At 71.0% G+C, this 25,381-nt stretch carries 21 protein-coding genes; 3 read left to right on the top strand and 18 right to left on the bottom strand.

Annotated features, from left to right (window positions below; translation table 11 throughout):
* Positions 1–67: 67 nt before the first annotated feature.
* The 4 genes from ACWD3H_RS05230 to ACWD3H_RS05215 all read right to left on the bottom strand — a co-directional run bounded on the left by ACWD3H_RS05230 (position 68) and on the right by ACWD3H_RS05215 (position 3,163).
* Positions 68–700: a hypothetical protein gene (locus ACWD3H_RS05230; RefSeq protein WP_451954096.1), complete on the bottom strand. Its 633-nt coding sequence runs from the start codon at positions 698–700 to the stop codon at positions 68–70.
* Between the two features lie 95 nt (positions 701–795).
* Entirely contained in the window at positions 796–1,578 is a 783-nt protein-coding gene (locus ACWD3H_RS05225; protein ID WP_355548600.1) for an HAD-IIA family hydrolase, read from the bottom strand.
* A gap of 229 nt (positions 1,579–1,807) precedes the next feature.
* Entirely contained in the window at positions 1,808–2,239 is a 432-nt protein-coding gene (locus tag ACWD3H_RS05220) for a nuclear transport factor 2 family protein (protein ID WP_355548597.1), read from the bottom strand.
* A 24-nt stretch (positions 2,240–2,263) separates the two neighbouring features.
* A complete protein-coding gene (locus tag ACWD3H_RS05215) occupies positions 2,264–3,163 on the bottom strand; it encodes a TIGR03619 family F420-dependent LLM class oxidoreductase (RefSeq protein WP_355548594.1) in 900 nt (299 codons plus the stop codon).
* Between the two features lie 58 nt (positions 3,164–3,221).
* On the opposite strand from ACWD3H_RS05215, the gene ACWD3H_RS05210 reads away from it, so the two are divergent.
* Complete coding sequence (locus ACWD3H_RS05210) at positions 3,222–4,115, top strand: phosphotransferase family protein (RefSeq protein ID WP_451954095.1); 894 nt, start codon at positions 3,222–3,224, stop codon at positions 4,113–4,115.
* A gap of 45 nt (positions 4,116–4,160) precedes the next feature.
* Complete coding sequence (locus tag ACWD3H_RS05205; RefSeq protein WP_451954094.1) at positions 4,161–4,454, top strand: TFIIB-type zinc ribbon-containing protein; 294 nt, start codon at positions 4,161–4,163, stop codon at positions 4,452–4,454.
* 82 nt (positions 4,455–4,536) lie between these two features.
* On the opposite strand, the gene ACWD3H_RS05200 is transcribed toward ACWD3H_RS05205, so the two are convergent.
* Entirely contained in the window at positions 4,537–5,526 is a 990-nt protein-coding gene (locus tag ACWD3H_RS05200; protein ID WP_451954093.1) for a hypothetical protein, read from the bottom strand.
* A 938-nt stretch (positions 5,527–6,464) separates the two neighbouring features.
* Between ACWD3H_RS05200 and ACWD3H_RS05195 the strand changes: the two genes are divergently transcribed.
* A complete protein-coding gene (locus ACWD3H_RS05195; RefSeq protein WP_451954092.1) occupies positions 6,465–6,926 on the top strand; it encodes a hypothetical protein in 462 nt (153 codons plus the stop codon).
* Positions 6,927–7,125: 199 nt separating this feature from the next.
* Here ACWD3H_RS05195 and ACWD3H_RS05190 read toward each other — a convergent pair whose 3' ends face one another.
* The 13 genes from ACWD3H_RS05190 to ACWD3H_RS05130 all read right to left on the bottom strand — a co-directional run bounded on the left by ACWD3H_RS05190 (position 7,126) and on the right by ACWD3H_RS05130 (position 25,381).
* Positions 7,126–8,577, bottom strand: a complete 1,452-nt coding sequence (locus ACWD3H_RS05190) for a phosphatase PAP2 family protein (RefSeq protein WP_451954091.1) — start codon at positions 8,575–8,577, stop codon at positions 7,126–7,128.
* A 146-nt stretch (positions 8,578–8,723) separates the two neighbouring features.
* Positions 8,724–9,521, bottom strand: a complete 798-nt coding sequence (locus ACWD3H_RS05185) for a polyphosphate kinase 2 family protein (RefSeq protein WP_451954090.1) — start codon at positions 9,519–9,521, stop codon at positions 8,724–8,726.
* Positions 9,522–9,585: 64 nt separating this feature from the next.
* Positions 9,586–11,586, bottom strand: coding sequence for a CehA/McbA family metallohydrolase (locus ACWD3H_RS05180; protein ID WP_451954089.1), 2,001 nt, complete (start codon positions 11,584–11,586; stop codon positions 9,586–9,588).
* A gap of 253 nt (positions 11,587–11,839) precedes the next feature.
* Positions 11,840–12,481, bottom strand: coding sequence for a GTP-binding protein (locus ACWD3H_RS05175; protein ID WP_355548570.1), 642 nt, complete (start codon positions 12,479–12,481; stop codon positions 11,840–11,842).
* On the bottom strand, positions 12,462–12,848 hold the full coding sequence (locus ACWD3H_RS05170; protein ID WP_355548567.1) for a DUF742 domain-containing protein: 387 nt from the start codon (positions 12,846–12,848) through the stop codon (positions 12,462–12,464). Before ACWD3H_RS05170 ends, ACWD3H_RS05175 begins: the two co-directional genes overlap by 20 nt.
* The gene (locus tag ACWD3H_RS05165; protein ID WP_451954088.1) at positions 12,845–13,276 is read right to left on the bottom strand and encodes a roadblock/LC7 domain-containing protein; all 432 of its coding nucleotides are present in this window, start codon (positions 13,274–13,276) and stop codon (positions 12,845–12,847) included. Before ACWD3H_RS05165 ends, ACWD3H_RS05170 begins: the two co-directional genes overlap by 4 nt.
* An 88-nt stretch (positions 13,277–13,364) precedes the next feature.
* Positions 13,365–15,947: a nitrate- and nitrite sensing domain-containing protein gene (locus ACWD3H_RS05160; protein WP_451954087.1), complete on the bottom strand. Its 2,583-nt coding sequence runs from the start codon at positions 15,945–15,947 to the stop codon at positions 13,365–13,367.
* Positions 15,948–16,152: 205 nt separating this feature from the next.
* On the bottom strand, positions 16,153–17,811 hold the full coding sequence (locus ACWD3H_RS05155; RefSeq protein ID WP_451954086.1) for a prenyltransferase/squalene oxidase repeat-containing protein: 1,659 nt from the start codon (positions 17,809–17,811) through the stop codon (positions 16,153–16,155).
* Positions 17,808–18,692: a terpene synthase family protein gene (locus tag ACWD3H_RS05150; RefSeq protein WP_451954085.1), complete on the bottom strand. Its 885-nt coding sequence runs from the start codon at positions 18,690–18,692 to the stop codon at positions 17,808–17,810. Before ACWD3H_RS05150 ends, ACWD3H_RS05155 begins: the two co-directional genes overlap by 4 nt.
* Complete coding sequence (locus tag ACWD3H_RS05145; protein ID WP_451954084.1) at positions 18,689–19,996, bottom strand: cytochrome P450; 1,308 nt, start codon at positions 19,994–19,996, stop codon at positions 18,689–18,691. The genes ACWD3H_RS05150 and ACWD3H_RS05145 overlap by 4 nt, the downstream gene beginning before the upstream one ends.
* Positions 19,997–20,524: 528 nt before the next feature.
* Positions 20,525–21,511 carry a methylmalonyl Co-A mutase-associated GTPase MeaB gene (gene meaB / locus ACWD3H_RS05140; protein ID WP_451954083.1) on the bottom strand — a complete coding sequence of 329 codons (987 nt, stop codon included), beginning with the start codon at positions 21,509–21,511 and terminating at the stop codon, positions 20,525–20,527.
* On the bottom strand, positions 21,495–23,645 hold the full coding sequence (gene scpA / locus ACWD3H_RS05135) for a methylmalonyl-CoA mutase (RefSeq protein ID WP_451954082.1): 2,151 nt from the start codon (positions 23,643–23,645) through the stop codon (positions 21,495–21,497). Before scpA ends, meaB begins: the two co-directional genes overlap by 17 nt.
* Positions 23,642–25,381, bottom strand: coding sequence for a methylmalonyl-CoA mutase family protein (locus tag ACWD3H_RS05130; protein ID WP_355548543.1), 1,740 nt, complete (start codon positions 25,379–25,381; stop codon positions 23,642–23,644). Before ACWD3H_RS05130 ends, scpA begins: the two co-directional genes overlap by 4 nt.

Raw genomic sequence — 25,381 nt, 5'->3', positions numbered from 1 at the left:
GCGCCCCGGTCAGCTTCCAGCCCTGCTCGGTGCGCTTCAGGTCGTGCTCGCCCCGGGCATAGGAGCACTAGGTCCGGCGGTCCTCCATCTCCCACAGGTGGTCGAGGACGTGCCAGGCGATGCGGCGGGCGGCGTAGCGGACGGGCCAGCCGCCGGGGAGCGGTGGCCGGCCGTCGGAGGGCCGGGACAGCACCTCGGCGAGATCCGCGCGCATCGCCGCCAGGTCCGCGGGCTCGCGTGGAGGCTTGTGGCGGACACCGACCTTGCGGGCGTACGCGCGCTCGGCCTCGACGACGTGGGCGACCATCTTGTCGCGGTCCCTGCCACCGCCGCGCGGCCCCTTGCGCAGTTCCTCCGGTGAGGCGGCGGCCGCCTCGCCGAAGAGCTTCCAGGCCGCCTCGACCAACGCGACGACCCGGACGGCCTCCGCCTCACCGACCGGTTCGGTGTCGAGCGAGGGGATCGCCTCGATGGCCCCGAAGTCCGTGGTGGTGCCGCCCTTGGCCCGCTCCACCACCACCGGGTCCGCCGGCTCGAAGAGCAGCCCCGCCCGCTCCGCGACGACCCGGTAGCGCGGCGCATACGTCACCAGCGCCTCCAGCGCCTCCTCCTCGGATCTGCCGATCCGGCACCAGCCCGGCCACTCCACCGAGCAGGCGAAGACCTTCTTGGCACCGATCTCCAGGTAAACACGTGTCATGCACGGCAGCATGGCACCCATACCTGACAGATCACGGCAGGAATGTGTCCTGCTGGACTCGACACCTCCGGTACTCCCCGCCCGGCGGACAGGCCCTAGTCGATCAGCTCGATCAGGTCGGCGACCGAGTCGACCACCAGGGAGGGGCGGAACGGATAGCGGTCGATCTGGTCCCTGCTGACGACCCCGGTCAGCACCAGGATCGTGTGCAGCCCTGCCTCCATGCCGGAGACGATGTCGGTGTCCATCCGGTCACCGATCATCGCGGTGCTCTCGCTGTGGCCGTCGATGGCCCGCAGCGCGCTGCGCATCATCATCGGGTTGGGCTTGCCCACGAAGTAGGGCTCCACCCCGGTCGCCTTGGTGATCATCGCGGCGACCGCACCGCAGGCGGGCAGCGACCCCTCGTTGGAAGGCCCGACCGCGTCGGGGTTGGTGGCGATGAACCGGGCGCCGCCCTCGATCAGCCGGATCGCCCGGGTGATCTGGGTGAAGCTGTAGGTGCGGGTCTCGCCCAGGACCACGTAGTCGGGGGCGATGTCGGTGAGCACGTAGCCGATCTCGTGCAGGGCCGTGGTCAGGCCGGCCTCCCCGACCACGTACGCCGAGCCTCCGGGGCGCTGGCCGTCCAGGAACCTGGCGGTGGCCAGCGCGGAGGTCCAGATCGACTCCGGCGGGATGTCCAGGCCTGCCGCGCGCAGTCGTACGGCGAGGTCACGCGGGGTGTATATGGAGTTGTTGGTCAGGACCAGGAACCGCTTGCCGGACTCGCGCAGCCGGCGGATGAACTCGTCTGCGCCGGGCACCGGGTGTCCTTCATGGACGAGGACCCCGTCCATGTCCGACAGCCAGCATTCGATCGGCTTGCGCTCGTCCACCGTTCTCCCCTGTTCCGGCCGTATATATACGAGAACAAGGATGGCAGGGTAAGACCGACAATGCGCCATCAGGCCCGTACATCGGAGCATCGCGCAGTTGAACGGCCGCCCAAACGGGCCTCCGGCCACCGCACGGTGCCGGACCGCCCCTACCCGTTCCCGCTCCGGCCCCTGTCCGCGGATCTTGCCGTGGCGGGGAACGGTGGGCGAAAGACCCAGGGGCCATGGCCTAACACACGGTCCGCCAGGTCTGTTCCTCGATCAGTTCTCTGCTCCGCCAGCCGTACATGGTGCGGACCAGGCGGTGGTGGTACCAGCCGCCGCCGCGGATGAGCCCTGCGGTGTCGGCGGCGATCATGTCCCTGGACGGCGCGAGCGTGTCGGTGAACGAGGCGGTGACCGCCGCCTCGTCCCCGTCGAACCTGATGGTCATCGCCCCGATCAGGTGCTGGCGTCCCGGCCAGGTCGGCAGCACCTCGGCGAGCCATCGCCGCGCCTCGTCCCTGCTGCCCCTGATGCCGCCCGCCGAGGTGTAGTCGATCACCGCGTCCGGGGTGAAGACCAGATCGAGCCGTTCCCAGTCTCCGGTGTCCACCGCGTAGGCGTATCTGGCGAGCAACTCGCCGATCTCCAGCCGGTCCGCCATCTCCTGTGCCCTCATGCCTCTATCGAACCAAACGCTTGATCAGGGCGCGAGTGCCTCCAGTGCCGCCTCCGCCCTGCGCATCGACTCCTCGGGGTCGGCGTCGGGCGATCCGATCTCCGGATCGAAGTTGAGGTCGTGGAAGACGTCGGTGACGCCCTTGGCCGCCAGCCTGTCGACGTCCTGCCTGATCTCCTCGAACGAGCCGGTCAGCGGCTCTCGTCCGGCCGTCCCCGAGGGGCGGATGCGGGTGACGCCCCGGGTGACGAAGCGCAGCGCCTCGGGATCGCGCCCGACGTCACGAGCCGCCTCCTTGGCGACGGAGATCTTCTTGTCGATCTCATCGAGGTCCTCGCGGCTCGAACTGATCCAGCCGTCCGCCAGCCGCCCGACGCGCCTCAGCGCCACCTCCGCCGACCCGCCCAGCAGGATCGGCGGCACGGTGGGCGGTTTGGGATCCTGGTACGCGGCCGGCAGCTCGTAGAACTCGCCGCTGTGCTCCACGACCTCCTCCGTCCACAGGCGCCGCAGCAGCGGGACGAACTCCTCCCCGCGCCGCCCGCGCCGCTCGAACGACGCCCCCGAGGCGGCGAACTCCTCGGGCAGCCAGCCCAGCCCGAGTCCCACGTCCAGCCGCCCGCCGGAGACCGCCTGCAGGCTGGCCAGCTGCTTGGCCAGCAGCGCGGGCGAGACGAACGGTATGTTGAGCACCGCGACCCCGAGCCTGATCCGGCTCGTCAACCCCGCCAGGTAGGCGAGCGTGACCACCGGGTCGTGCACGCTGCGGTAGATCGGGCCCATGTCGTGCCCCTGCGGATAGAGCAGACGCTGGAAGGTCCACACCTCGTGGTAGCCGAGTTCCTCGGCCCGGCGTGCGACCCGCGTCATGTTGCCCGGCGTCGCCCATGATCCCGACACCGGCACCGCAAACCCGATCCTCATATCTCGTACCTTATGCGGCTGCTCGGCAAGATCCTGGATCGAGTGGTTCACTTGCCCGGTGGACAGCGAAGACCTGATCGACAAATTACGCCGGATCGGCGTCGAGTACGGCGGTGTGGCCGGCACCGTGCTGCCGACCAGGCCGGACGTGATCATCATGCGGGCCAGCTCCGTCGTGGTCAAGGCGCACGCACCGGGGGCGGAACGGGAACCGCTGGTGGAGCGGATGCGGGCCGCCGCCCATCCGGCGCTGCGCCAGATCATGCTCCAGCCGGTGACCGAGGAGGTCATGACCGCAGGGGATCGGCTGGTCACCGTCTGGCCGGCCGGGACTCCGGTGGACCCCGAGGATCCGGACGCGGCGCCCTGGGAGGCCGCCGCCCGGCTGCTGGCACGGCTGCACGCCGTACCCGCGCGGACCCTGCCCCCGCTGGGAGCCGCGGGAGGGCCGAGCCGGGTGGCCGCGACCGTTGCCCGCCTGGGCGGCCGCTCCGCCGCCGAACTGGCGGTACGCCGGGCCTTCGGCTGCCTGCCCTCCCCTTCCACGGACCCCGGCGGCCTGACCCACGGCGACTGGCACATGGGCCAGATGGTCCGCGCGCCGGACGAGTGGATCCTCATCGACATCGACGACCTGGGCGTCGGCGACCAGGCATGGGACCTGTCCAGGCCCGCCGCCTGGTTCGCGGCCGGGCTGCTGGAACCGCAGGTGTGGCACCGCTTCCTGGATGCCTACCGCGCCGCGGGCGGAGGCGCCGTCCCTCCGGACGGTGACCCGTGGGAACGGCTGGAGATCCCCGCGCAGGCGATGACCGTACAGCTCGCGGCGGCGGCGGTGGCCACCGCCGGGCGGGCGGGGCGCCCGCTGGACGAGGTCGAGGAGATCCTCGTCGAGGCGTGCCTGAGGATTGTCCGACACAGAAGCGCCTGCCATGCTGTGCCCACGCAGTAGGTTGTGGTTACTTGGTAATCACGCCCGAAAAAGGAGACCAGCCAGATGCAGTGCCCCAAGTGTCGGGGCGCCATGCGCACCTACGAGCGCAACGGCGTCCACATCGACCAGTGTGAGAGCTGTCGCGGAATCTTCCTGGACTACGGCGAGCTTGAGACGCTGACCCGCATGGAGAGCCAGTGGTCACAGCAGTCCCACGCTGCGCCGCCGCCGCCTCCTCCGCCGCCGCCCGCGCACGGCGCTCCCGGCTACGGCGCTCCCGCCTGGGGTGCACCGCACCACGGTCACTACGGTCACCACCGCCAGCGCAGCTGGGTGGGGATGCTCTTCTCGACCTGATCGGAGCCGGGGGAACACAGGGACCGCGATCTCACCACGAGATCGCGGTCTTCGCGTCCGTGGCGGCCCACCGGAGAGCAGGTCAGCCGGGGAAGTCGCCCGGCTTGATCCGCTTTGGCTTCACGGTGCCCCCCGTGACGGCGTGCAGGGTGATCGTCCAGTCGGTCCAGCGGATCTGGGCCGCGGTGTAGACGGTCCTGAACCGCACGGACTTGCCGAACTGCTCGAAGTCGCACGACCGGGTGAAACTGCGGGCCTTGGAATCCCAGTCGCTGCCGAAGGTGTAGTAGATCTTGTAGCTGCCGTCCCGCACCCCCCGGATCTTGAACTTCGACTTCTTTCTGACGTACACGGTGACCGCCTTCCGCTTGCCGCGCACCAGGACGACGACGGCGTCCTGCCGGGTGCCGTTGCGCAGTTCGAGGAAGGCGCGCCCCGGACGGCCCTCGGAGGCGATGAACCTGCCGTTGGGCAGCCGGCGGGTGCGCTGTTTGGGCGCCTTGACCGAGATGACGCTCGCCGGATATCCGCTCAGCGCGTCGGCCGCCTTCTCCACATCGGACAGCTCCCCCGCTCTGTCCATGCCGGTCAGCACGGCGGGGCCGGTGCAGAACCGCTGTGCCTCGGCGTCCTGGCGGGCGCCTCCGAAGGCGACCGACAGGGCGCGCAGGGCCTCGACGTAGTCGTCGTGCTGGACCTTCACCTCCGCGGGAGGGGCCAGCTCGGCCAATCGGGTCACCGCGCCGTCCACCGCGGTGGAGGTCTGCTTCAGCCGCTTGTCGAGGGTCTTCAGCCCGCCGGTCGCGGCCAGCTTCTTCACCGCGGCACGCACCGGGCCGCGCGCCTTCTCCAGCTCGGTCCGGTACTCCTCGGGCGTCAGCGTCACGACGGCGGGTGAGGTGGCGGGTGAGCCGGTGGGCGGCGAAGAGGCCTGGCCGCCGGACCCCTGGCCCACTCCGGCCACACCGCCCGCGGTGGCCGGGCCGACCACTTTCTCGTCAGAGGACGCGGTGCAGGCGGTCAGGGCCACCAGAGTTGCCACGGCACAGGCGAGGATACGGGGGGTAGTCACTTACCAAACTATTGCCGCATCGATCATTGTCCGTCAAACAGTGCCGGAAAGTCGGTGGTCTCCACCAACCCCCCTCCCGATTCACGGACAACCACCGGGTGACACCGGCGGATCCCAGGAACGGCAGGTCGTGGCTGACCACGACGAGCGCGCCCCGATAGGCCTCCAGAGCCTGGGCGAGTTCTCTGACGCCACTGGGATTCCGCGGAAAATCGTCATCGGGACAATAAAGGGTCCGCCGAGGTCGGATACGCGCCGGGCCGGAAAGGCGGCTCGCGCGACTCGGTGTCCGAAGCCTCAGCACCCCAACGACCCCTCCTGCGGGAGGGGAATGTGACAGCACACCTCTGGTCCTGTCAAGCCTTTTCCCGCACCCTCCGCTATCTGGAGCCCCGAACCGGTTTCGGCTGTTTCCCGGCGGCCGATATGGCGGCGCGAGGTCATGTCCGCCACCACGGACGGGACAACATGATCTACCCCCACACCACCCGGAGGACCGGAGGCCCACATGTCCCCTCATACCGACCAGTACGGGTGAACATTCTCGGCCCGGCTCTCGCCGGAGCGCGTGGAAGAAAACGGCGAAAAGCCCGGGTGCTTACCCAAACCGGGTCTTTCACCCTCGAAGGCCACCCGCGCCATGAGGAGTTCCCGGAAAACCATGCCATCGGATCAGGAGAGCTTTGGAAACAACTACCCTCGCCACTTGAGGTGTAGCTCAGAGTGATTAAACGCCTTTGATTAATTCTTGTCGGGAACCCTAGGGCAATCAGACTGAACCGCTACCTTTGCCTCCCTGAGATGACCGTTCTCACACTTCGCACCTAGCGTGAGTCAGATCCGGACGCCAGGTCGGGTGTCGTCCTCGATACCGGTCAGGCGTCTTGGCAGCCCGGGTATCTCCCAGGGTTCCACCGATTCGGCAGGAGTGATCTCTCATGATCATCCTTAGGAACATGCTCGCAGCCGGCGCGATGGTCGTCTCGACCCTCGCCGCCCCCGTAGCGATGTCGGCCCAGGCCGCCAGTGCGGGCACCGTGGCCCAGGAGGCCACCACGACCACCCTCAGCTCCGCTCAGCCCTGCAGGTTCGCCAGAAATCCCGCGAGGTGCCGCGCCAGACGTGGTGGTGGCGGCGGTGGCGGCGGAGGCGGCGGCGGCGGCGGTGGCGGCGGTGGCGGCGGTGGCGGTGGCGGCGGTGGCGGCGGTGGCGGCGGCGCCAATGTCACCAACACCAACACCAACACCAACATCGTCGGCGGCGGGGGCGGCGGCGGAGGCGGCGGCGGTCCCCGTGGCGGAGGCGGAGGCGGCGGCGGAGGTGGCGGCCCCCGTGGCGGCGGAGGCGGCGGCGGAGGCGGCGGAGGCGGCGGAGGCGGCGGTGGCGGAGGCGGCGGCTGATCCACCGACAGCCTCGGAGACCATCGCCAGATGCACCCGAGACCGCACGTGCCAAGCGATGAGGCGCTAGGAACACCGGCGCCCCAACGATCGGGACGGCTCCGGCAGTGAGCCCACGTCAACAGATCGGGATGTTCCGCACCGGTCGCCCTCGGCGACCGGTGCGGATCCCGATCACTGTCGAGACGTCACCCGGATCTCAGCCGGACGGCCGGACCACGAGGAGCGAGCGCGGGCGCTTGGTGAACTCCGCCTCGCCCGTGACCGTGAACGTCTCACCGTCACGCGCCAGCGGCAGCCGGCCCGAGGGAGCCGAGAGGCGCAGCGTGTCGGCCTGCCACTGCTGGTAGTGGCGTGAGAGCTTCACCCTTGCGGCCAGCAGGCTGAGAAACACCCGCACCCGGGGCAGCCGGTCGGCGGCGGCGAGCACGCGGATGTCCAGCAGACCGTCTTCCAGGCGTTGCCGCCTGGCGGGAGCACCACCGCGTGCCTCGTAACGACAGTTGCCCACGAACACCGCCCAGACACGCCTGGGCACACCGTCCACGATGAGATCCACCGGCCGCGCGCCCCCGGGGCCGAGGACCTCGGCCATGGCCCAGAACAGCGCGGGCCACGTGCCGATCCGGCTCTGCCGCCGTTCCCTGCTCTCCGCCAGTGCCTGGTAGAGGCCCACACTGACGGAGTTGACGAACGTCCGGCCCGCGACCTCACCGACGTCGACGGCCACGAGGTCACCGTTGCGGTACGCCTCAGCCGCCTCCTGCACGGTCTCGACTCCGAGCGCGCGGGCGAATCGGCCGCGGACGCCCGTGGGGACGACCAGCAGCGGGGTCGCCGCGCCCGCCGTCTCCTGTGCCGCGAGGTTGACCACGGCGTCCCCTCCGGCCACCGCGAGCACCTTGGCCCGCGAAGCGGCGTCCCGCACGGCGGCCCCGAGGTCGGCACCCGGCGCCACCTCGACGACCTCGGCCCGGGGAAGGGCCGCGCGTAGCGTCTCCGCCGTTCCCGCGGCGGCGTCGGCCGCGCCGTCGACCACGGCGACCGTCCCCTCGCCCTCCGGGTCGAGCAGCGCGGAGGGCGCCGTGAGGGCGGCGCGGGCGTGCCCCGCCTCTCCGGCGTCGGGCCAGATGCGGCGGGTGACCAGTCCCGCCGCCACGCCGATCCCGGCCCCCGCGAGCACGTCGCCCGGATAGTGCACGCCGGTGTAGACGCGGGAGAAGCAGACGGCGGCCGCGAGAAGCGCGACGGGGACCGCGACCGCGCGAGGCGCCTCCATCGCCACGGCCGCAGCGAAGGCGGCCGCCGAGGCGGAGTGGCCCGAGGGGAACGACGCCGAGGTGGGCATCTTGATCAGCCGGGCGAGCGGGAGCCCTTCTGCCGACGGCCGGCTCCGGCGGAAGGCCTGCTTGCCGACCAGGTTGACCAGCGGGCTGGCCAGGCTGACCGCGAGCAGCCCTCTGGTCGCGGCGCGGCGCAACGGCCGGCGCCCGCTGACCGCGAACGCTCCGGCCACCCCGGCCCACAGCAGGGAGTTGTCCGCCGCGCGTGACAGCGCGGGCACGACACGTTCAAGACCGGGCAGCCTCGCGCTCGCCACCATGGCGAACACCCTCCGGTCCAGCCTGCTCAGCCGTGAGCTCAACCGCATGCGTCACACCCTCCCGCGACGACGAAGAACGATGACAGACGAACGGACAGTCATTTGATTCTGCCGTCTCCCCCGACAGGCGGCGCCTGGCACGTCCCCACCGCTTCCATGCTTCTTGTCAGAACGGCTTTAACGACACGGTCCCGCTAGTCGTCCGCCACATCCTCCGCCCCGGCTTCCGGCGCGGCGGGAATCGCCGGCTCGTAGCCCCGGGCGGCGAGTTCGGCCTCGATCGCGGCGCAGACGGTCTCCACCACCGTGACGCGGGCCAGGCGTTTGTCATCACCGGGGACCACGTGCCACGGCGCCTTCGGATGGTCGGTACGTGCGAGCATGTCCTCCACCGCGGCCTCGTACAGCGGACGCTTCTCGCGGTTGCGCCAGTCCTCGTCCGTGAGCTTCCAGGCCCGCAGCGGGTCACCGGCCCGGTCCTGGAAGCGCCGTAGCTGCTCGTCCTCGGAGACGTGCATCCAGAACTTGACCAAGATCATGCCCTCGGCCGTGAGGGTCCGCTCGAACTCCACGATCTCCCCGTACGCCCGGGACCACTGCTCCTCGCCGGCGAAGCCCTCGACCCGCTCCACCAGCACCCGGCCGTACCAGGAGCGGTCGAGCACGGTCATCCCGCCCCAGCCGGGCAGGACCGGCCAGAACCGCCACAGGAAGTGGTGGCGCTTCTCGTCGTAGGTCGGCGCGGCGAACTGCGCGACGCGAACGTGGCGCGGGTCCAGCGGGCGCACCAGCCGCTTGATGGCACCTCCCTTGCCCGAGGCGTCCCACCCCTCGAAGACCACGCACAGCGGCGGACCGATGCGCTGCTCGCCGACCTGGCCGCCGAGCGTGAGCCGCAGGTGGAGCAGGCGTTCGAGAGCGGCGTCGAGACGCTCGGAGGCCTCGTTCTTGGTGAGCTTCCGTGACAGGTCAACCTCAGCCAGGCGATTCATGCTGACAAGCCTCGCATGTCCCACCCCGTGGGCACTCCCGAAGAGCGGCTCCGGTCGCGCGCCGTCAGGTCAGGCGTTCCCGGTAGACCTCTCTGGCCCGGCCGATCAGGTCAAGATGGTCGGTGAGCTGCCCGGCCGTCTCGAAGACGCCCTCCTCGCGAAGGAGCGCCTCCAGGGTGTCCAGCCACTCCAGGCACCAGCCGACGTCCTCGGCCCTGGCCACGTGACGGCCGTCCACGTCGAGGTAGACCGGGCTGGTGTGGGCGTACACCTCGCCGGTGAAGGACCGCTCGTGCGGGCCACCGGTGGCGAGGGCGACCACGTAGGTGGGGTCGCCGACGACCAGTTCCGCGGTCAGCTCGCCGGGCGGCCCCTCGGCCAGCACGCCGTCGGCTGTGCGGATCTCCAGCCGCTGCACCTCGGGACCCACCGACCGGGCGGTGATCGTGATCCGCTCGCCCGGCGACAGGTCCAGGGTGGCACCGGGGCCGTGGCCTCCGGCCGACAGCTCCAGCCAGGGGCCGGTGGTGCCGAAGGTACGGCCCCTCCTGACCGCCTCGGCGAACGACGCGGCGCTCAGCGCTCCGTCCACCCGGGCGTAGACCCGCGCCCAGCCGGGCGGGTTGGACTGGTTTCCCCGCCGGGCGAAGGAGACCATCGCATCGGTCCCCGCGGTGACCGCGATGCGGTTGCCCGCCCCGATCAGGCGCCGGTAGACGGCGGCGGTCGCGGTGATCGAGGTCTGGCTGAGCACGTCGAGGGTGTCGACGAGGCCGAGAGCCGCGTCGGCGACGATCTCCCTGGAGGAGCAGTTGCGTCCCCACAACAGTGCCTTGTCCGGTGCGTCGGCGTCGGCGAACGGCGTGTGGAAGGGATGGCTGTAGCCGGTCACGGCGCCGAGGCCGCGGAGTTCCTCGCAGGCGACGCTGTTGGGCGGCCAGTCGGCGGTGCCGAGGAAACCCGTGTGGAACCGTGCGGGCGGAGCCGAGACGCCGAAGGCGTAGAGGTGGCCGAGCAGGTCGTTGCGGTACTCCACACCGATCCTGGCCACGTGCGAGGCGTCGGACCAGGGCAGGTCACGTCCCGCCCAGTGCTCCAGCGCCTCGGAGTCGTAGACCCGCTCGGAGGAGACGTTCCCCGCGACCAGGTTGAGGACGTGCAGGTCCTCGCCGTGCTGCATGGCCCCCGCGAGCTCGGGCGTGCCGACCATGTCTCCCGCCCAGTTGAGGTGGACGTGCATGTCCCCGCCGTACCAGCCGAGGGCCGCCGCGTCGTAGAGCCGCTCTGGGGTCAGCTCGACGAGGGTCTCCTCCCCCGCGGCCGGGGTGAGCGTGACCTCGGCGGAGCCGTACTCCATGCCCCTGGAGACCCGGACCGTCAGCGTCTCGGCCGGGACCTCCAGGACCAGGTCGTCGCCGTGGAAGTAGGGCATCACGTGGTAGTCGTACCTGTCGGGGGCACCCTCGGGATACCAGCCCTGCCTGTGCTCGCCGTACACGCTCCACTTGCACGCCAGGCCGGCGCGCACCCGCAGGCGGGCCGCGGGGGCCCGGCGTGCCAGTGACGACAGGTCGACCGGTAGGCCGTCGGCGACCACCTCGCTCCGATTCGTGATCTTGATGAGCCGGGCACCGCCGGGGCCGACCACGTGTGCCCGCCCGTCCACCAGCACGGTGACCGGCTCCGGCCTGGCGGAGTCGACCAGCAGCGTCGTGCGCAGGGGGCTGCCGTCCAGCACGGCCCGCGCCCGCGCCTCGACCACGGCGCCCTCCCCGGTGAGGCGGAGCGCGGCGAGGTTGTCGAGCACCCTGCCCGCCAGGACACCGCGGACCACCTCGTCCATGTCCAGCTCGTCGAGGCGGTCCCCGAGCTCCTTGAACGGCATTCCCGGGTAGCGGGCGCCGAGCATGCCGTAGCAGACCTCCCAGAAGGTCGTCGTGCCCATCAGGTAGGCGTCGGTGGCCATCGACTTGACGTAGAAGATGGGATCCTCACCCCAGGTGACCCCGTGCTCGGCCAGCAGTGCCTGGTACTCTCCGAGCGCCCGCGCCACGGGGAGAGGCATGTTCGGATCGTCACACATAGGGCTCTCCGCGCAGTAGGACTCCCGATGATCGCCGCTATCGTGACACGCCGGGCACGGGGCGTCGCGTACACGCGTCCGAGGGGGAGGGATTCATCCCTGCCGGAGGGACAAAAACGCTCCCGAGACGGTGACGATCCGCCCCGGAGGTGGGCGTTCCCACCGTGCGGGACCACCCGCTCCACGGGGAGGACGGTCTCGCAGGCTCCCGTCCGCCCCGGAAGGGGGACGGGCGTCAGCGGGTCCCGGTCCGCTCCGCGGAGGGTTCGACGCTCCCCGGAGAGGACGGCATGCCCAGCCGCATCCGCATCGCGTGCTCCACGAGGGCGATGAGCACCTCCTTGCCCGACTCCCGCTGCCTGGCGTCGCACAGCACGATCGGGATGTCCTCGTGGAGGGTCAGCCCGAGCCTGACCTCGTCGAGCTCGTAGCGGCGAGCCCCGTCGAAGCAGTTGACCGCGACGATGAAGGGCGTCTCGCGCCGCTCGAAGTAGTCGAGCGAGGGGAAGCAGTCGGCCAGCCTGCGGGTGTCGGCGAGGACCACCGCGCCCAGCGCGCCCAGCGCCAGCTCGTCCCAGAGGAACCAGAAGCGCTCCTGCCCAGGTGTGCCGAACAGGTAGAGGCGGTAGTCGTCGCCGATGGTGATGCGGCCGAAGTCCATCGCGACAGTGGTGGTCTGCTTGGTCTCCACGCCCGACAGGTCGTCGACACCGATACCCCGGTCGCTCAGGGTCTCCTCGGTGCGCAGCGGCTCGATCTCGGAGACCGCGCCGACCAGCGTGGTCTTGCCCGCACCGAACCCTCCGGCGACCAGGATCTTGATCGCCTTGGGCAGCTTCACGCGTCCGGCGTCGCGGTTAGAGCGCACGGAGTCCATCGAGCACCGCCCTGTACAGCATCTCGTCGTGCATGTCCGTCTCCGAATGCGGTTCTTGCATGGCGATGAATCCCTGATCAAGCAGGTCACTGAGCAGGACACGGACCGTGCCTGCCGGAAGATTCGTGTGGGCGGCGATCTCCGCGACCGACTGGGGCAGCCGGCAGAGCCGGACGATGGCCAGGCACTCCGGGTCCAGGCCCGGCTCCCTCGACGAGACCTGCCGGATGGTCACCACCAGGGTGATGAGGTCGAACCTACCGCGAGTCGGTTCGGTCCTGCCCCGCGTCAGGACGTACGGCCTGACGATCGGCCCCGCCTCGTCGCCGACCCACTGGGCCTCGGGCTGCTCGTCGAAGATGCTCATCGCGTGCCGTCGCCTCTGAAGGAGGAGTCGACAGTCCGGGTGGGCGAGGTGAGGTACTGGCCGACGCGGGTGACGAGCATGGCCATCTCGTAGGCGACCAGGCCGACGTCGGCCTCGGCTCCGCAGAGCACCGCCAGGCACGCTCCCTGCCCGGCGGCCGTCACGATCAGGTACGCCGTCCGCATCTCGATGATGGTCTGGCGCATCGGCCCGGCACCGACCCGGTCGCTGACCCCCCGGCCCAGGCTCTGGATCGCCGATCCGACGGCGGCCAGATGTTCGGCGTCCGCGGGGGGGAATCCCGCCGACGCGGCGAGCAGCAGGCCGTCTGTGGAGAACACGATTCCGTGCTGAGCTTCCTCCACCCGCGAGACCAGGTCGTCCAGCAACCAGGCCAGGTCCGTGAAAGATCCTGTTCCCTGCACCACTCGTTGTCCTCTCCTTCTGCCTGCCGATGTTCCGTCGCCGGCCCTCGGCACCTCATCGGCACCGGACCGGCACGCTCACATATTGGGGTCACGCGGCGGGCCCACCCTCGTCCACGGGATCGCCTGCCCGCCTGGTCAGCTGGGCCGCGTCGTCGCGGCCTCGGCGCGTGCCCGCCTGGAAGGACGTCATGGCCGCGCGGATCATCTCCGGGGAGCGCTCGTCGGCGCCGTCGTCGTCCGGGGGCACCGGCGCCGCCACCTCGTCGTCCTGCAGCGGGGCGGCGAGATGCGTCTGGGGAACACGCCTCGGGAGGCCGCCCGGCGTGTGGCTGCTGTCGGGCGGGGGCAGCACGGGCGGCAGTGCCGCCCCCGGGCCGCCCGAACGTCCGGGAGCGGCGGAGCCGTCGGGCGCGCCCGGTGCGGCGGGAGGCCCGGGGTTCGTGAAGTCGGGCAGGCTCACCGGTGCTCCGGAGTCGGGCAGCTGCCTGAGTGCCGCGGGATCGGCGAAGCGGCCGGGGGCCGCCGGATCGGCGAGACCCGCGGGAAGGCCCGGGTCTGCGACGCGGCCGGGAGACGCGGGTTCCCACGCCTCGGGCCAGGCCCCCGGGACGGACTCGTCGACGGGCTCTCCCTCGGCGCCGCCGGTCCGCACCGGGCCGGCGATGCCCAGGGGATCGCCGGCCCGGCCGCGGACCGCGGCGACCGCGGACGTGGTGCCGTTCATCTCGCCGGTGCTCGCCGGGCGTGCCTGCGGCACGCCGACGCCGACGGAGGCTTCCGGCTGCTCCTCGTTGATCAGGTCCTGCGGGATGAGGACGACGACGGTCGTGCCGCCGTACGGGGACGCCTTGAAGGTCACCCGGATCTCGTGCCGTTCGGCCAGGCGGCTGACGACGTACAGGCCCAGCCTGGCGTTACCGGAGAGCTTGAGCTCCGGAGGGTTGGCGATCCGCTCGTTGGCCCCCGCGATGTCCGCGGCGCTCATGCCCAGCCCCCGGTCCTCGATCTCCAGCGCGTAGCCGTGGGCCACGAGGTGCCCGCCGACCTGGACCGTGGTGTAGGGCGGGGAGAAGGAGGCGGCGTTCTCGACGAGCTCGGCGATCAGATGGATCACGTCGCTCACGGCCCGGCCGTCCAGCGCCACCTCTCCCAGGGGCATCACGTCGACCCGGGTGTAGTCCTCGATCTCGGCGAGCGAGCCGCGGACCACGTCGATCATCGGGACCGCGTCGCGCCAGGCCCGGCCGGGCGCCGCGCCGGAGAGCACGAGGAGGTTCTCCGCGTAGCGCCGCATCCGGGTCGCCAGGTGGTCGAGCCGGAACAGGTCACGCAGCTCCTGCGGGTCGTTCTCGCGCCGCTCCATGACGTCGAGCACGCTCAGCTGGCGATGCACGAGCGACTGGGTGCGGCGGGCGAGGTTACGCAGGATGTCGGCGATGTCGCGACGGAGCTGGGCCTGCTCCGCGGCGACCTTGATGGCGGTCTGCTGTACGGCGTTGAACGCCTGGCCGACCTGCCCGATCTGGTCGTCACCGAACTTGAGGGGCGGCGCCTCGGCCGCGACGTCCACCACCTGCCCGTGGCCGATCCGCTCGACCACGGAGGGCAGCCGCTCGTTGGCGAGCTCCCAGGCGGCGGCCCGCAGCTTCTCCAGCTGCTGGACCAGGGCGCGGGCCGTGGTGATGGCCAGGACGACCGAGGCGATGACGGCCACGAGACCCAGGCCGCCGGCCAGCGCGAGCCGTACTATGACGCCGACGGCGACCGGGCCCGACCGCTCGACCACGCCGTCGCCGGCCGTGAGCACCGCCTCCGTCAGCTTGGCCTGTGCGGACTGGGCGTCGGAGCTCCACCGCGCGACATCGACCACTCCGGCCGACACCATGCTCGCGTCCCCGATCAGCTGCTCCTCCATGGCTCTCAGCCGGGTGAACTGCTCACTGGTGGCCAGCCGCCGATAGACTTCCTGGTCGGCCGCGGGCAGTTCGGCCACCGCCTCGGTGAGGAGGAAGCGCCGCGTGCCGACGATCTGCGTGAGCCTGACCTGCTCGCCGTCGGCGAACCTGCCCGCCGTCAGGGCGCCCATCACCAGGGCGTCTCCCTGGGACAGCAGGTCCCGGGCCCGGTTCATCTCGATGAGCGTGCGGGTGTCCTTGGCGAGTTCCTCGTCGTCCAGCGTGGCCAGCGAGTCGTAGACGCGGTAGACGGAGTCGACGATACCGGTGAACTCCGCGGCCGCCCAGGTCCGGCTGCCCCGGCCCGTGTCGATCGCCTTGCGCGTGGTGGCCAGCTCGTCCAGCAGCCGGCGTGTCTCGGCGATACGCTGCCCCAGGGCCGAGCTTCCCAGCAGCTGCACGCTGCTGCTGCCGGCGGTGAGCTCCCGGAAGTTCGCACCTGCGGCATCGGTGCGTCCGCGCTGGGCGGCCAGCGCCTCGCGCCGCCGGCGTTCCGTGCCGACCGTGCCCAGCGTGATCGCGGTAAGCCGTCGTTCCGCCTGCAACTCGACGATGAGCCGTTCGCCCGGCTCCGCCACGTCGGTGTTGAGGGTCGCCACGCCCAGCATGTTCAGACCGTCACGGACCGTCACCCATGCCGTGAACGCCCAGAGCGCGGTGAGCGACACCAGAAGTGCCGTGACCTTGGTCCGCAAGCTCGCGTTACGCAAGCGCATGGTATCCACCCCGGGAAGCAGAAAGAAAATAGACGGCACATTTTTGCGGCAGTCGACGCATGTAGTTCAAACGGTCGCCACATCGCACGGATCAGCGGGACACCCCACATCACACCCGCCGAACCCTAGCAATGTCACTAAACACACTCAAGGCGGGACAGAGTAGATGAGCCCTTCTGTCCTATTTTGAATTCATAGTCAATTCTCAATACGAGTCGTCCTCAGGAAGTGAGAGCGCGCGCCGTGCCAGGTGAAGCGCGCCCAGAACGGCCGCCCTGACGATCGCCGCCGGCAGGTACAGGTCCTTGTCGACCCAGAGCGACGGCGCCTCGCCGTCCCGGGTGGCCGCCAGGCGGCGGTATCCGCGTTCCACGGCCTCCCGCCACCGCTCCTCCTCCCGCGCCGCGCCGGCCAGCAGCAGGGTCTGCAGCGCGTAGGCGGTCTCCTCCGCGGTGCCCTCCCAGCGGCCCCACGACCCGTCCGCGCGCTGGGTGCCGAACACCCACGCCAGTGCCCCGCCCACCGCGCCCGCCGACTCCTCACCGCCGAACTCGCGCAGCGCGATGGCGCAGCAGGCGGTGGCGTAGTACGGCGAGACGTGCCAGCGGTCCGTCCAGCTGCCGTCCGCCTCCTGGCGGTCACGCAGCCACGCCGCCAGCTTGGTCACGACGGCCTCGTGGCGGGGCTCTCCCCCGCACCGGCGCAGGTACTCGCCGAAGGCGTCGAGCACGTGCGCGTTGGTCGTCGGGGACATCCCCTCCTCCCCGCGCCAGGTGCAGAAGTGGGTCTCCGTCTCGAACGGCCACAGCCCCTCGGGCTCGCGCGGCTCGCCGATCAACGCCAGCGCGTACAGGGCGACGGAGGTGGTGTCGGCGTCCTCGGGAAGACCGGGCCCCGTGGCGGCCCCCTCGGGGCCAAGCCCGTCCCGCAGGCTCGCGACCAGCTCCGGTGACGCGTCCACCGGGATTCCCGCGCGCCGCAGCCAGCTGAGCGTCCAGCCTCGCTCGAACACGGTGATGGGGAGGGCACAGGGCACCGGCCCGCCGGTGGAGGCCACGACCGCCTCCAGGTAGCGCCGTACGGCCGCTTCCTGGCCTGGCCTGGAGCCGGGCGACGCGGCCAGCCAGGCGGCGCCGGCCGCGGGCGAGGCGCCGACGGCCGCCATCCCGCCGGGCATCGGCGTGGGGAGGATCCCGGAGGCCGCCGTCGCCTCCGCTCCCGCGATCTCAAGGGCGTGGACCAGCTTCTGCGGTATCTCCGCGCCCGACGCCAGCCACGCCCTGACCCCGGCCAGCTTGGCACCGTCCAGGCCCGGGGGTGGTTTCGGCCCCTCCCCGTCAAGGTGGCCGTCGATCAGGGAGAGCAGGGACGACACGATGAGCTCGATCGCGGGCGTGTCCGGCAGGGGCGCGGCGGAGCGGGGGCGATTCCGCACGGCCTCCAGCCCGCGGTCGGCCGCCTTGGCGAGCAGGTCGGGGGCAGCAGAGGTGCCGCGCCCGATCTCGGCCAGCAGCGCCTCGACCGCGCTCAGGGTGGGGACCAGAGCGTGGTCGCCGGATGAGTGCCAGCCGCCGTCCGGCCGCTGGGTGGCGAGCAGGAAGCCGATCCGCTCGGTGTGCCCGGCCAGCCACGGGGCCAGGCTCACCAGCCGGCCCGTCTCGTACGGGGAGGCGGACACCTGCCCCCAGGGCTGGGCCAGCAGCCCGGCGACCAGCTCGCGCGCCTCGGCGACCGTGTCGATTCCGTCGCCCACCCCGGTGCCGCTCTTCGTGCCGCTCCCCGCGTCGTACCCGTCGAGGGTTCCCTGGCCGATCGCCGGCGAGGCGCCGAGCACCGCGGGAGCGGACAGCCCGTCGACGCTCACAACGCCCCCCAGTAGTCGCCGACCTGGTAGAAACCGGCACAGAAGTCCATCTGCCGTTCCATGTAGCCCGCCAGCTCCGGATGAGCCTCCCGGAGCGGGGCGACCAGCTCCCTGCTCCGTGCCGCCAGCTCGGCGATCCGCCGCTCCACCTCGGCGCGGCCGATGTCGAGCAGCAGGACGTTGAGGTCTCCCCAGGCGACGTCCCGCTCGTAGGTGCCCAGGTCGTTGAGGAGGCGGATGACCCGTTGCACGGCCCGGCCCGCCTCGCGCAGCGGACCGACGTCCGCGACCGCGCCCTGACCCGTGACGTGGATCCAGTGGGCGGCGAACACGAAGGAGAAGCCGAGGTTGTCGGCGTTGCCGAGATACTCCTCGAAGGTCGGCGTGACCTTGTCGCTCTTCCAGCGCCACTCCGCGAGCATCCCGTCCAGCATGCGTTCCAGCTCGTCGCGCCAGATCGGTCCGAGCTCGGGGAAGGCGGGCGAGGAGGCGAGCTCGTCGCGGATGCCGGCGAGCATGCGGGTGAGGTCGTCGCCGGGAACCGGCGGCCCCCCGGCGGCCACGTCCAGGCACCGCCGGGCGATGTCCGCCACCTCGGCCGGCGAGGTGGCGACGTAGTCGACGAGCCAGTCCAGCCCGAACGCCCACAGGGAGGTCTTGTTCGCCATCCGCAGCTGCTCGGCGGTGAACCAGGGCCCGCCGAACGCCATGGCCAGCGAGAGGGTGCTGTACAGGGCCGAGTCGAAGGGCTTCGCGGAGAACAGGCCGGGATAGGTCTCCGCCCACTCGCGCATCTCCCGCTGGGAGTGGCCGGCACGGGCGCAGATCGTCCCGGCCTCCATCGCCTCCGGCCGGACGCCGGGGTCGGGCCGCCCCGTCATCGCGGGCCCCCGTCCCGATCGTGCCGGACGGAGGACACGCCCAATTCGACCTTGCCCTTGGGGCGCAGTGAGGCGGCCCACGCCGTGACGAACGGCCCCGGCGTGCGCACCGACATCCGGAACCGGCTGAGGATGCTCGCGACCACGAGTGGCGTCTCGACGTAGAACAGGGGCTCGCCCAGGCATTTGTGCGGCCCGCCGCCGAAGGGGAAGTAGGCGTACCTGTGCCTGCGCTCCTCGCTCTCGGCCCTGCCCGGCGCGAACCGCTCGGGGTCGAACTCGTCCGGACGCTCCCAGAACTCCTCAAGCCGCTGGGTGGCGTACGGGGTGATCAGCACCGTCGAACCGGCCTTGATCCGCACGCCGCCGATCTCCGCGTCCTCCATGACCACGCGAGGGAGCAGCCAGCCCGCCGGGTACAGGCGCAAGGTCTCCTGGAGGACCATGCGGGTGTAGGTGAGGTGGGGGATGTGCTCGGGACGGGCCGGCCCATCGCCCACCACCTCGTCGATCTCCGCCTGGAGCCTGGCCTTGACGTCCGGGTGCTCGTCCAGCAGCAGCCACAGCCAGGTGAGGACCATCGCGGTGGTCTCCGACGACGCGGCGTACACGCTGACCAGGGCGTCGCGGATCTGCTTCTCGGTGAGCCCGTCGCCGTTCTCGTCGACGGACCGGCAGAGCACGGAGATGATGTCGACATTGTCGTCGGGGGCGGCCATCGCCTTCCTGACCACGGGAAAGACCACGCCGTCGATCTTCTTGACGGCCTTCAGGAAGGCCCGGTCCCCAGGTATACGGATGAAATACGGCATGAACGGCATGAGAATCCGGTAGACGAGCGAGTGGGACACCCGTTCGAAGGCGGGGATGATGCGGTCCCCGTCCTCCCGGTTCAGCTTGTCCCCGAACAGCACCCGGTTGACGATGTAGCTGAGGATCCTGGACATCTCCGTGGCCGCGTCGAAGGTGCGCCCCGACCTGACGTACTCGTCCCACTCCTGGACGCGCCCGGCGACGCGCCTGGACACCTCCTCGGCGATCGTGGCGATGTACCGCGTGGTGAACAGTGGCTGCAGGACCTTCCGGCTGTTCTGCCAGTGCTCGCCGTCGCTCATGATGCTGTGCCCGAAGATCCGCTCCAGCGGGCGCCAGAACATCCCCAGGCGCTGGTAGTTCGTCCATTCGACGCGCATCACCTGCTGGACGTGGTCGGGATGGGTGACCAGGTAGGGGCGGAACAGCCCCAGCTCCAGCCGGACGACCTCCCCCTCGGCCTCCCGGGCGAACTCGGCGAGCGCGGCCACCGGTTCGCGGTACAACTTCGGCAGAGCCCTGCGTATCGAAACGGACCTCACTCGGCGACCGGAACCAGCATGCACGTCGATGGCCATGGACAAACGTCTCCCACCTCACGTGATGTGAATTCGCGCAGCATGAGACAACCGCCCGCGCGGGTGAGCACAGCGGTGTTCGAAAACGGGACATCCCGCTCGTCCCACTCCCGCTCGGCGCGCGGATAACGACTGGTCAACCAGCGAATCAGGGTCGACCGGCCGACAATCCTTCTAGGGCGCTCCGAGCCTCCTCGTCTGTCTCATTACCTGCTTTAAGCACTAAAGCGCATCACATCGCAGCATTGGTAAATCTTTGCACGAAGTATCACATGACCTACCAGAAGTGATCAAGCTCGTATTCGACATGAACCTTACCGGTTCCGGACACAGGCCTCGTTAACCTGCGCTTAACACGGTTGCGTAAATGGCGGATCGGCCTCTCGTCAGCGCTGTCACCCGAGGTCACCCAGGGTTACCAGAGGCCCGTGCCCGGAGCCGTCAGTTGCCCCTGCCGAAGGCCGCGAGGATGCGGTCGGCGGCCAGCGAGGGAGTGACCTCACCCTCGGCGACCTCGCGTTCCAGCTTGGTGATGATCGCCGCGACCTCGGGGTGCTCGCGGAGCCGGGCGAGCAGCCGGTCGGTGACCATGGCCCAGGTCCAGCGGACCTGCTGGCGGCGGCGGCGCTCGGCCAGCTCCCCCGAGGCCTCCAGCGCGTCACGGTGCCTGACGACCTGGTGCCAGACCTCCTCCAGGCCGTTACCGGTCATCCCGCTGCAGGTGAGCACCGGAGGCGTCCGCTCCGCGCCCAGCAGGCGGAGCGCTCCGGCGAGTTCCCTGGCGGCCCTGCGCGCGTCCAGCTCGTGGGAGCTGCCCTCGGCACCGTCGGCCTTGTTGATCGCGATCACGTCGGCCAGCTCCAGCACGCCCTTCTTGATGCCCTGGAGCTGGTCGCCCGTCCTGGCCAGGGTGAGCAGCAGGAAGGTGTCGACCATGTCGGCGACGGTGGTCTCCGACTGGCCGACGCCGACGGTCTCCACCAGGACGACGTCGTACCCGGCCGCCTCCACCACGACCATCGCCTCGCGGGTCGCCCTGGCCACCCCGCCCAGGGTGCCCGAGGTGGGCGAGGGGCGGATGAAGGCGGCCGGGTCGACCGCCAGGCGGGACATCCTGGTCTTGTCGCCCAGGATGCTCCCGCCGGTACGGGTCGAGGACGGGTCGACGGCGAGCACCGCCACCCGGTGGCCCTCCCCGGTCAGCCGCGTGCCGAGCGCGTCGACGAACGTGGACTTGCCGACGCCGGGCACGCCGGTGATGCCGACCCTGCGCGCCGCGCCGGCCAGCGGGGTCAGCTCGACCAGCAGCCGCTGGGCCAGTTCCCTGTGGTCGGCCCTGGAGGACTCCACCAGTGTGATCGCCCGCGCGATCCACACCCTGGAGCCCTCCTTCACCCCCTGGACGTAGTCGTCAAGCGTTCGCGTCATGACCCAGCCGGGTGAGCAGGTCCGCCAGCAGGCCCCTGGCCGCGTCGGCGATGACGGTGCCGGGCGGGAAGATCGCGCTCGCGCCCGCGGCGCGCAGCTCGTCGAAGTCGCCCGGCGGGATGACACCGCCGACCACGATCATGACGTCCTCCGCGCCCAGCTCGGCCAGCGCCTCGCGGAGCGCCGGTACGAGCGTGAGGTGGCCGGCGGCCAGCGAGTTCACGCCGACCACGTGCACGTCCGCCTCGACCGCCTGCCGGGCGACCTCCTCGGGCGTCTGGAACAGCGGGCCGACGTCCACGTCGAAGCCGAGGTCGGCGAAGGCCGTGGCGATCACCTTCTGGCCCCGGTCGTGACCGTCCTGGCCCATCTTCGCCACCAGGATTCGGGGGCGGCGGCCCTCCAGCCGCTCGAACTCGGCGCACGCCTCGCGGACCGCGTCCACGCCGGATCCCACCTCCTCGCGATACACGCCGGTGATCGTACGGATCTGTGCCGCGTGCCGCCCGAACACCCGCTCCAGGGCGTCGGAGATCTCCCCGACCGTGGCCATGGCACGGGCCGCCTCGATCGCCAGCGCGAGCAGGTTCCCGTCGCCCGCGGCCCCCTTGGTGAGTGCCGTCAGTGCCTCCTCCACCCGCCCGGGGTCGCGCTCGGCGCGCAGGCGGCGCAGCTTGTCGAGCTGCTGGGCGCGTACGGAGGTGTTGTCGACCTTGAGCACCTCGATGGGCTCGTCGGCGTCGGGCCGGTACTTGTTGACGCCGATGACCGGCTGGCGCCCGGAGTCGATGCGCGCCTGGGTACGGGCGGCGGCCTCCTCGATGCGGAGCTTGGGCAGCCCGGCGTCGATGGCCTTCGCCATGCCTCCGGCGGCCTCCACCTCCTCGATGTGGGCCCATGCCCTGGTCGCCAGCTCGTGGGTGAGCCGCTCGACGTAGTAGGAACCGCCCCAGGGGTCGATCACCCGGCAGGTGCCCGACTCCTGCTGGAGCAGCAGCTGGGTGTTGCGGGCGATCCGCGCGGAGAAGTCGGTGGGCAGGGCCAGTGCCTCGTCCAGCGCGTTGGTGTGCAGCGACTGGGTGTGGCCCTGGGTTGCGGCCATCGCCTCGACGCAGGTGCGGACGACGTTGTTGTAGACGTCCTGGGCGGTGAGCGACCAGCCGGAGGTCTGCGAGTGGGTCCGCAGCGAGAGCGACTTGGGGTTCTTGGCTCCGAACCCGGACACCAGCCGCGACCAGAGCAGCCGGGCGGCCCGCAGCTTGGCGACCTCCATGAAGAAGTTCATGCCGATGCACCAGAAGAACGACAGGCGCGGCGCGAACCTGTCGATGTCCATACCCGCCTGGACACCCGCCCGCAGGTACTCCACCCCGTCGGCGAGGGTGTAGGCGAGCTCCAGGTCACACGTGGCCCCGGCCTCCTGGATGTGGTATCCGGAGATCGAGATCGAGTTGAACTTCGGCATCCTCTCGCTGGTGTACGCGAAGATGTCGGAGATGATCCGCATCGAGGGGACCGGCGGGTAGATGTAGGTGTTGCGGACCATGAACTCCTTGAGGATGTCGTTCTGGATGGTCCCGGCGAGCTGCTCGGGCGCCACCCCCTGCTCCTCGGCGGCCACGACGTAGAGCGCGAGCACCGGCAGCACCGCGCCGTTCATGGTCATCGACACGCTCATCTTGTCGAGGGGGATGCCGTCGAACAGCTGCCGCATGTCGTAGATGGAGTCGATGGCCACGCCCGCCATACCGACGTCCCCGGCGACGCGCGGGTGGTCGGAGTCGTAGCCCCGGTGGGTCGCCAGGTCGAAGGCGACCGACAGTCCCTTCTGCCCGGCTGCCAGGTTACGCCGGTAGAAGGCGTTGGACTCGGCCGCGGTGGAGAAACCGGCGTACTGCCGGATGGTCCACGGCTGGTTGACGTACATGGTCGGGTACGGGCCGCGCAGATAGGGCGCGGCGCCGGGGTAGGTCTCCAGGAAGTCGAGACCGTCGGTGTCAGCGGCGGTGTAGAGCGGCTTGACGTCGATCCCCTCGGGCGTCTCCCACACCGGGCCACGAGGTCCGTCCCCCGTGGCGGGGCCGGGCACCGCCGGTCGCGCACCGAGTTCGATCTCGGAGAAGTCGGGAATCATCGAGCCACCCCCAGGTCGTCGAAGGTCGTCCGGAGCGCGCCGAGCGCGTCGCACCCGGTGTAGAGGTTGGCGTCCACGCCCTCGAACCCGCCCTTTCCTGCCAGCCAGATCCTGCGCGCCCCCGCACCCCTCAGCGCGGCGGCCACCGCCTCGGCGTGTTCGGCGTACAGCCGGTCGCTGGAGCACAGGCACGCGACCTCGGTGCCGGAGGCGGAGAACGCGGCGGCGATCTCGGCGGGGTCCGTCATGGCGCCACCGGCCACGGTGGCGATGCCGCCCGCCTGGAACAGGTTGGCCGCGAACGACGCCCTGGCGGTGTGCGCGGCCACCGGGCCGATGGTCGCCAGGAAGACCTTCGGCCGGCTCGCCTGGGCGTCGGCCAGGTCGCGCAACGCCTCGAACTCCTGCGCGTAGTGCACCCCGGTACTCCCGGTGGACCGGGCCTGCCTGACCAGGGGCCGCTCGGCGAGGTCGGGGAACTCGCTGACGCCGGTGATCGGGTCGAGGCGCCTGGCGATGTCGGCCGAGCGCCGCTCCCAGGTGGCGGCGAGCCGTCCGGCGACGAGCGCGGAGCCTTCGGCCGCCCCGACGCCCCCGGCGCGCTCGATCTCCTGGAACCACTCCCAGGCTCTGGAGGCCAGGTCCTCGGTGAGCCGTTCGACGTACCAGGAGCCGCCGGCCGGGTCGATCACCCGGGCCACACCGGCCTCCTCGACGAGCAGCGACTGGGTGTTGCGCGCGATACGGCGGGCGAAGGCGTCCGGCAGGCCGAGGCGGGCGTCGAAGGGCTGGACGGTCACCGCGTCGGCCCCGCCGGTCCCGGCCGCGAAACAGGCGAGCGTGGTGCGGAGCATGTTCACCCACGGATCGCGGGCGGTCATCATGACCGAGCTGGTCACCGCGTGCTGCCGCTGTCCCTCGTCGGGGGCGCCGCACACCTCGGCGACACGCGCCCAGAGCCTGCGGGCGGCCCGGAGCTTGGCGATGGTGAGGAACTGGTCGGCGGTGGCCGCGTACCGGAACTCCAGCTGCCCGAACGCCTCGGGCACGGTCAGGCCGGCGCCGGTCAGGGTACGCAGCGCGGCGACTCCGGCGGCGAGGGAGCAACCGAGCTCCTCGGCGTCACCGCCTCCCGCGTCGTGATAGACGGTGGCGTCCACCGTGACGGCCCTGAGGCCGGGGTGGTCCCGAACGCAGCGGCGGGCCAGCTCGATCGCGGTCTCCGCGTCGGCGAGCGCGTCGGCTCCCAGGTTCCCCTTCAGCGTGCCGGCCTTCTCACCCGCCAGCCCGAGGAGCACCTCGGCCGCCTCGCGGGTCCGCTTGCCCGCGTCGAGCGTGACCGAGATCAGCTCCAGGTGGACCCGCTCCAGGGCCCGCGGCAGGTCCTCGGGGTCGAGGGTGAGCCACAGTGAGGTGACGCCGTTCTCCAGGTCCGTGAGGATCGCCTCGGAATCGGGCACCTCGTGGCGCTGCCGCACCTCCCAGCCCCCCTCGGGGGCGGAGCCCCTGATGTAGGGGGCGGAGCCGGGAAGGCCGGGATCGCCGGGCAGATCGGACGCGTCGTAGAGCGGTGCGATCGTCACACCGTCATAGGTGGTGGAGGCCAACGCCTCCTCCGGGGAACCGGTCTCGACCCCGGACTTGCGCAATACCCCGAGCGCCAGCTCCCGCCACCGCTCACGCGTGGTCGGTGGGAACTCGGCGGCCGGTCGGGGTTCCTCAGGCGACACCGTCAT

The organism is Streptosporangium sp. NPDC002607 (assembly GCF_053592655.1).
The sequence above is the reverse complement of the archived record's forward strand: the minus strand, read 5'-3'. Positions and strand labels throughout refer to the sequence as shown.

Excerpts from the sequence above, each read along its gene's own strand:
- scpA (WP_451954082.1), bottom strand. The coding sequence starts at position 23,645 with ATGATTCCCGACTTCTCCGAGATCGAACTCGGTGCGCGACCGGCGGTG.
- ACWD3H_RS05215 (WP_355548594.1), bottom strand. The coding sequence starts at position 3,163 with ATGAGGATCGGGTTTGCGGTGCCGGTGTCGGGATCATGGGCGACGCCG.
- ACWD3H_RS05230 (WP_451954096.1), bottom strand. The coding sequence starts at position 700 with ATGACACGTGTTTACCTGGAGATCGGTGCCAAGAAGGTCTTCGCCTGC.
- ACWD3H_RS05220 (WP_355548597.1), bottom strand. The coding sequence starts at position 2,239 with ATGAGGGCACAGGAGATGGCGGACCGGCTGGAGATCGGCGAGTTGCTC.
- ACWD3H_RS05180 (WP_451954089.1), bottom strand. The coding sequence starts at position 11,586 with ATGCCTCTCCCCGTGGCGCGGGCGCTCGGAGAGTACCAGGCACTGCTG.
- ACWD3H_RS05195 (WP_451954092.1), top strand. The coding sequence starts at position 6,465 with ATGATCATCCTTAGGAACATGCTCGCAGCCGGCGCGATGGTCGTCTCG.
- ACWD3H_RS05150 (WP_451954085.1), bottom strand. The coding sequence starts at position 18,692 with ATGACGGGGCGGCCCGACCCCGGCGTCCGGCCGGAGGCGATGGAGGCC.
- ACWD3H_RS05160 (WP_451954087.1), bottom strand. The coding sequence starts at position 15,947 with ATGCGCTTGCGTAACGCGAGCTTGCGGACCAAGGTCACGGCACTTCTG.
- ACWD3H_RS05190 (WP_451954091.1), bottom strand. The coding sequence starts at position 8,577 with ATGCGGTTGAGCTCACGGCTGAGCAGGCTGGACCGGAGGGTGTTCGCC.
- ACWD3H_RS05170 (WP_355548567.1), bottom strand. The coding sequence starts at position 12,848 with ATGAGCATCTTCGACGAGCAGCCCGAGGCCCAGTGGGTCGGCGACGAG.
- meaB (WP_451954083.1), bottom strand. The coding sequence starts at position 21,511 with ATGACGCGAACGCTTGACGACTACGTCCAGGGGGTGAAGGAGGGCTCC.
- ACWD3H_RS05185 (WP_451954090.1), bottom strand. The coding sequence starts at position 9,521 with ATGAATCGCCTGGCTGAGGTTGACCTGTCACGGAAGCTCACCAAGAAC.
- ACWD3H_RS05130 (WP_355548543.1), bottom strand. The coding sequence starts at position 25,381 with ATGACGGTGTCGCCTGAGGAACCCCGACCGGCCGCCGAGTTCCCACCG.
- ACWD3H_RS05175 (WP_355548570.1), bottom strand. The coding sequence starts at position 12,481 with ATGGACTCCGTGCGCTCTAACCGCGACGCCGGACGCGTGAAGCTGCCC.
- ACWD3H_RS05205 (WP_451954094.1), top strand. The coding sequence starts at position 4,161 with ATGCAGTGCCCCAAGTGTCGGGGCGCCATGCGCACCTACGAGCGCAAC.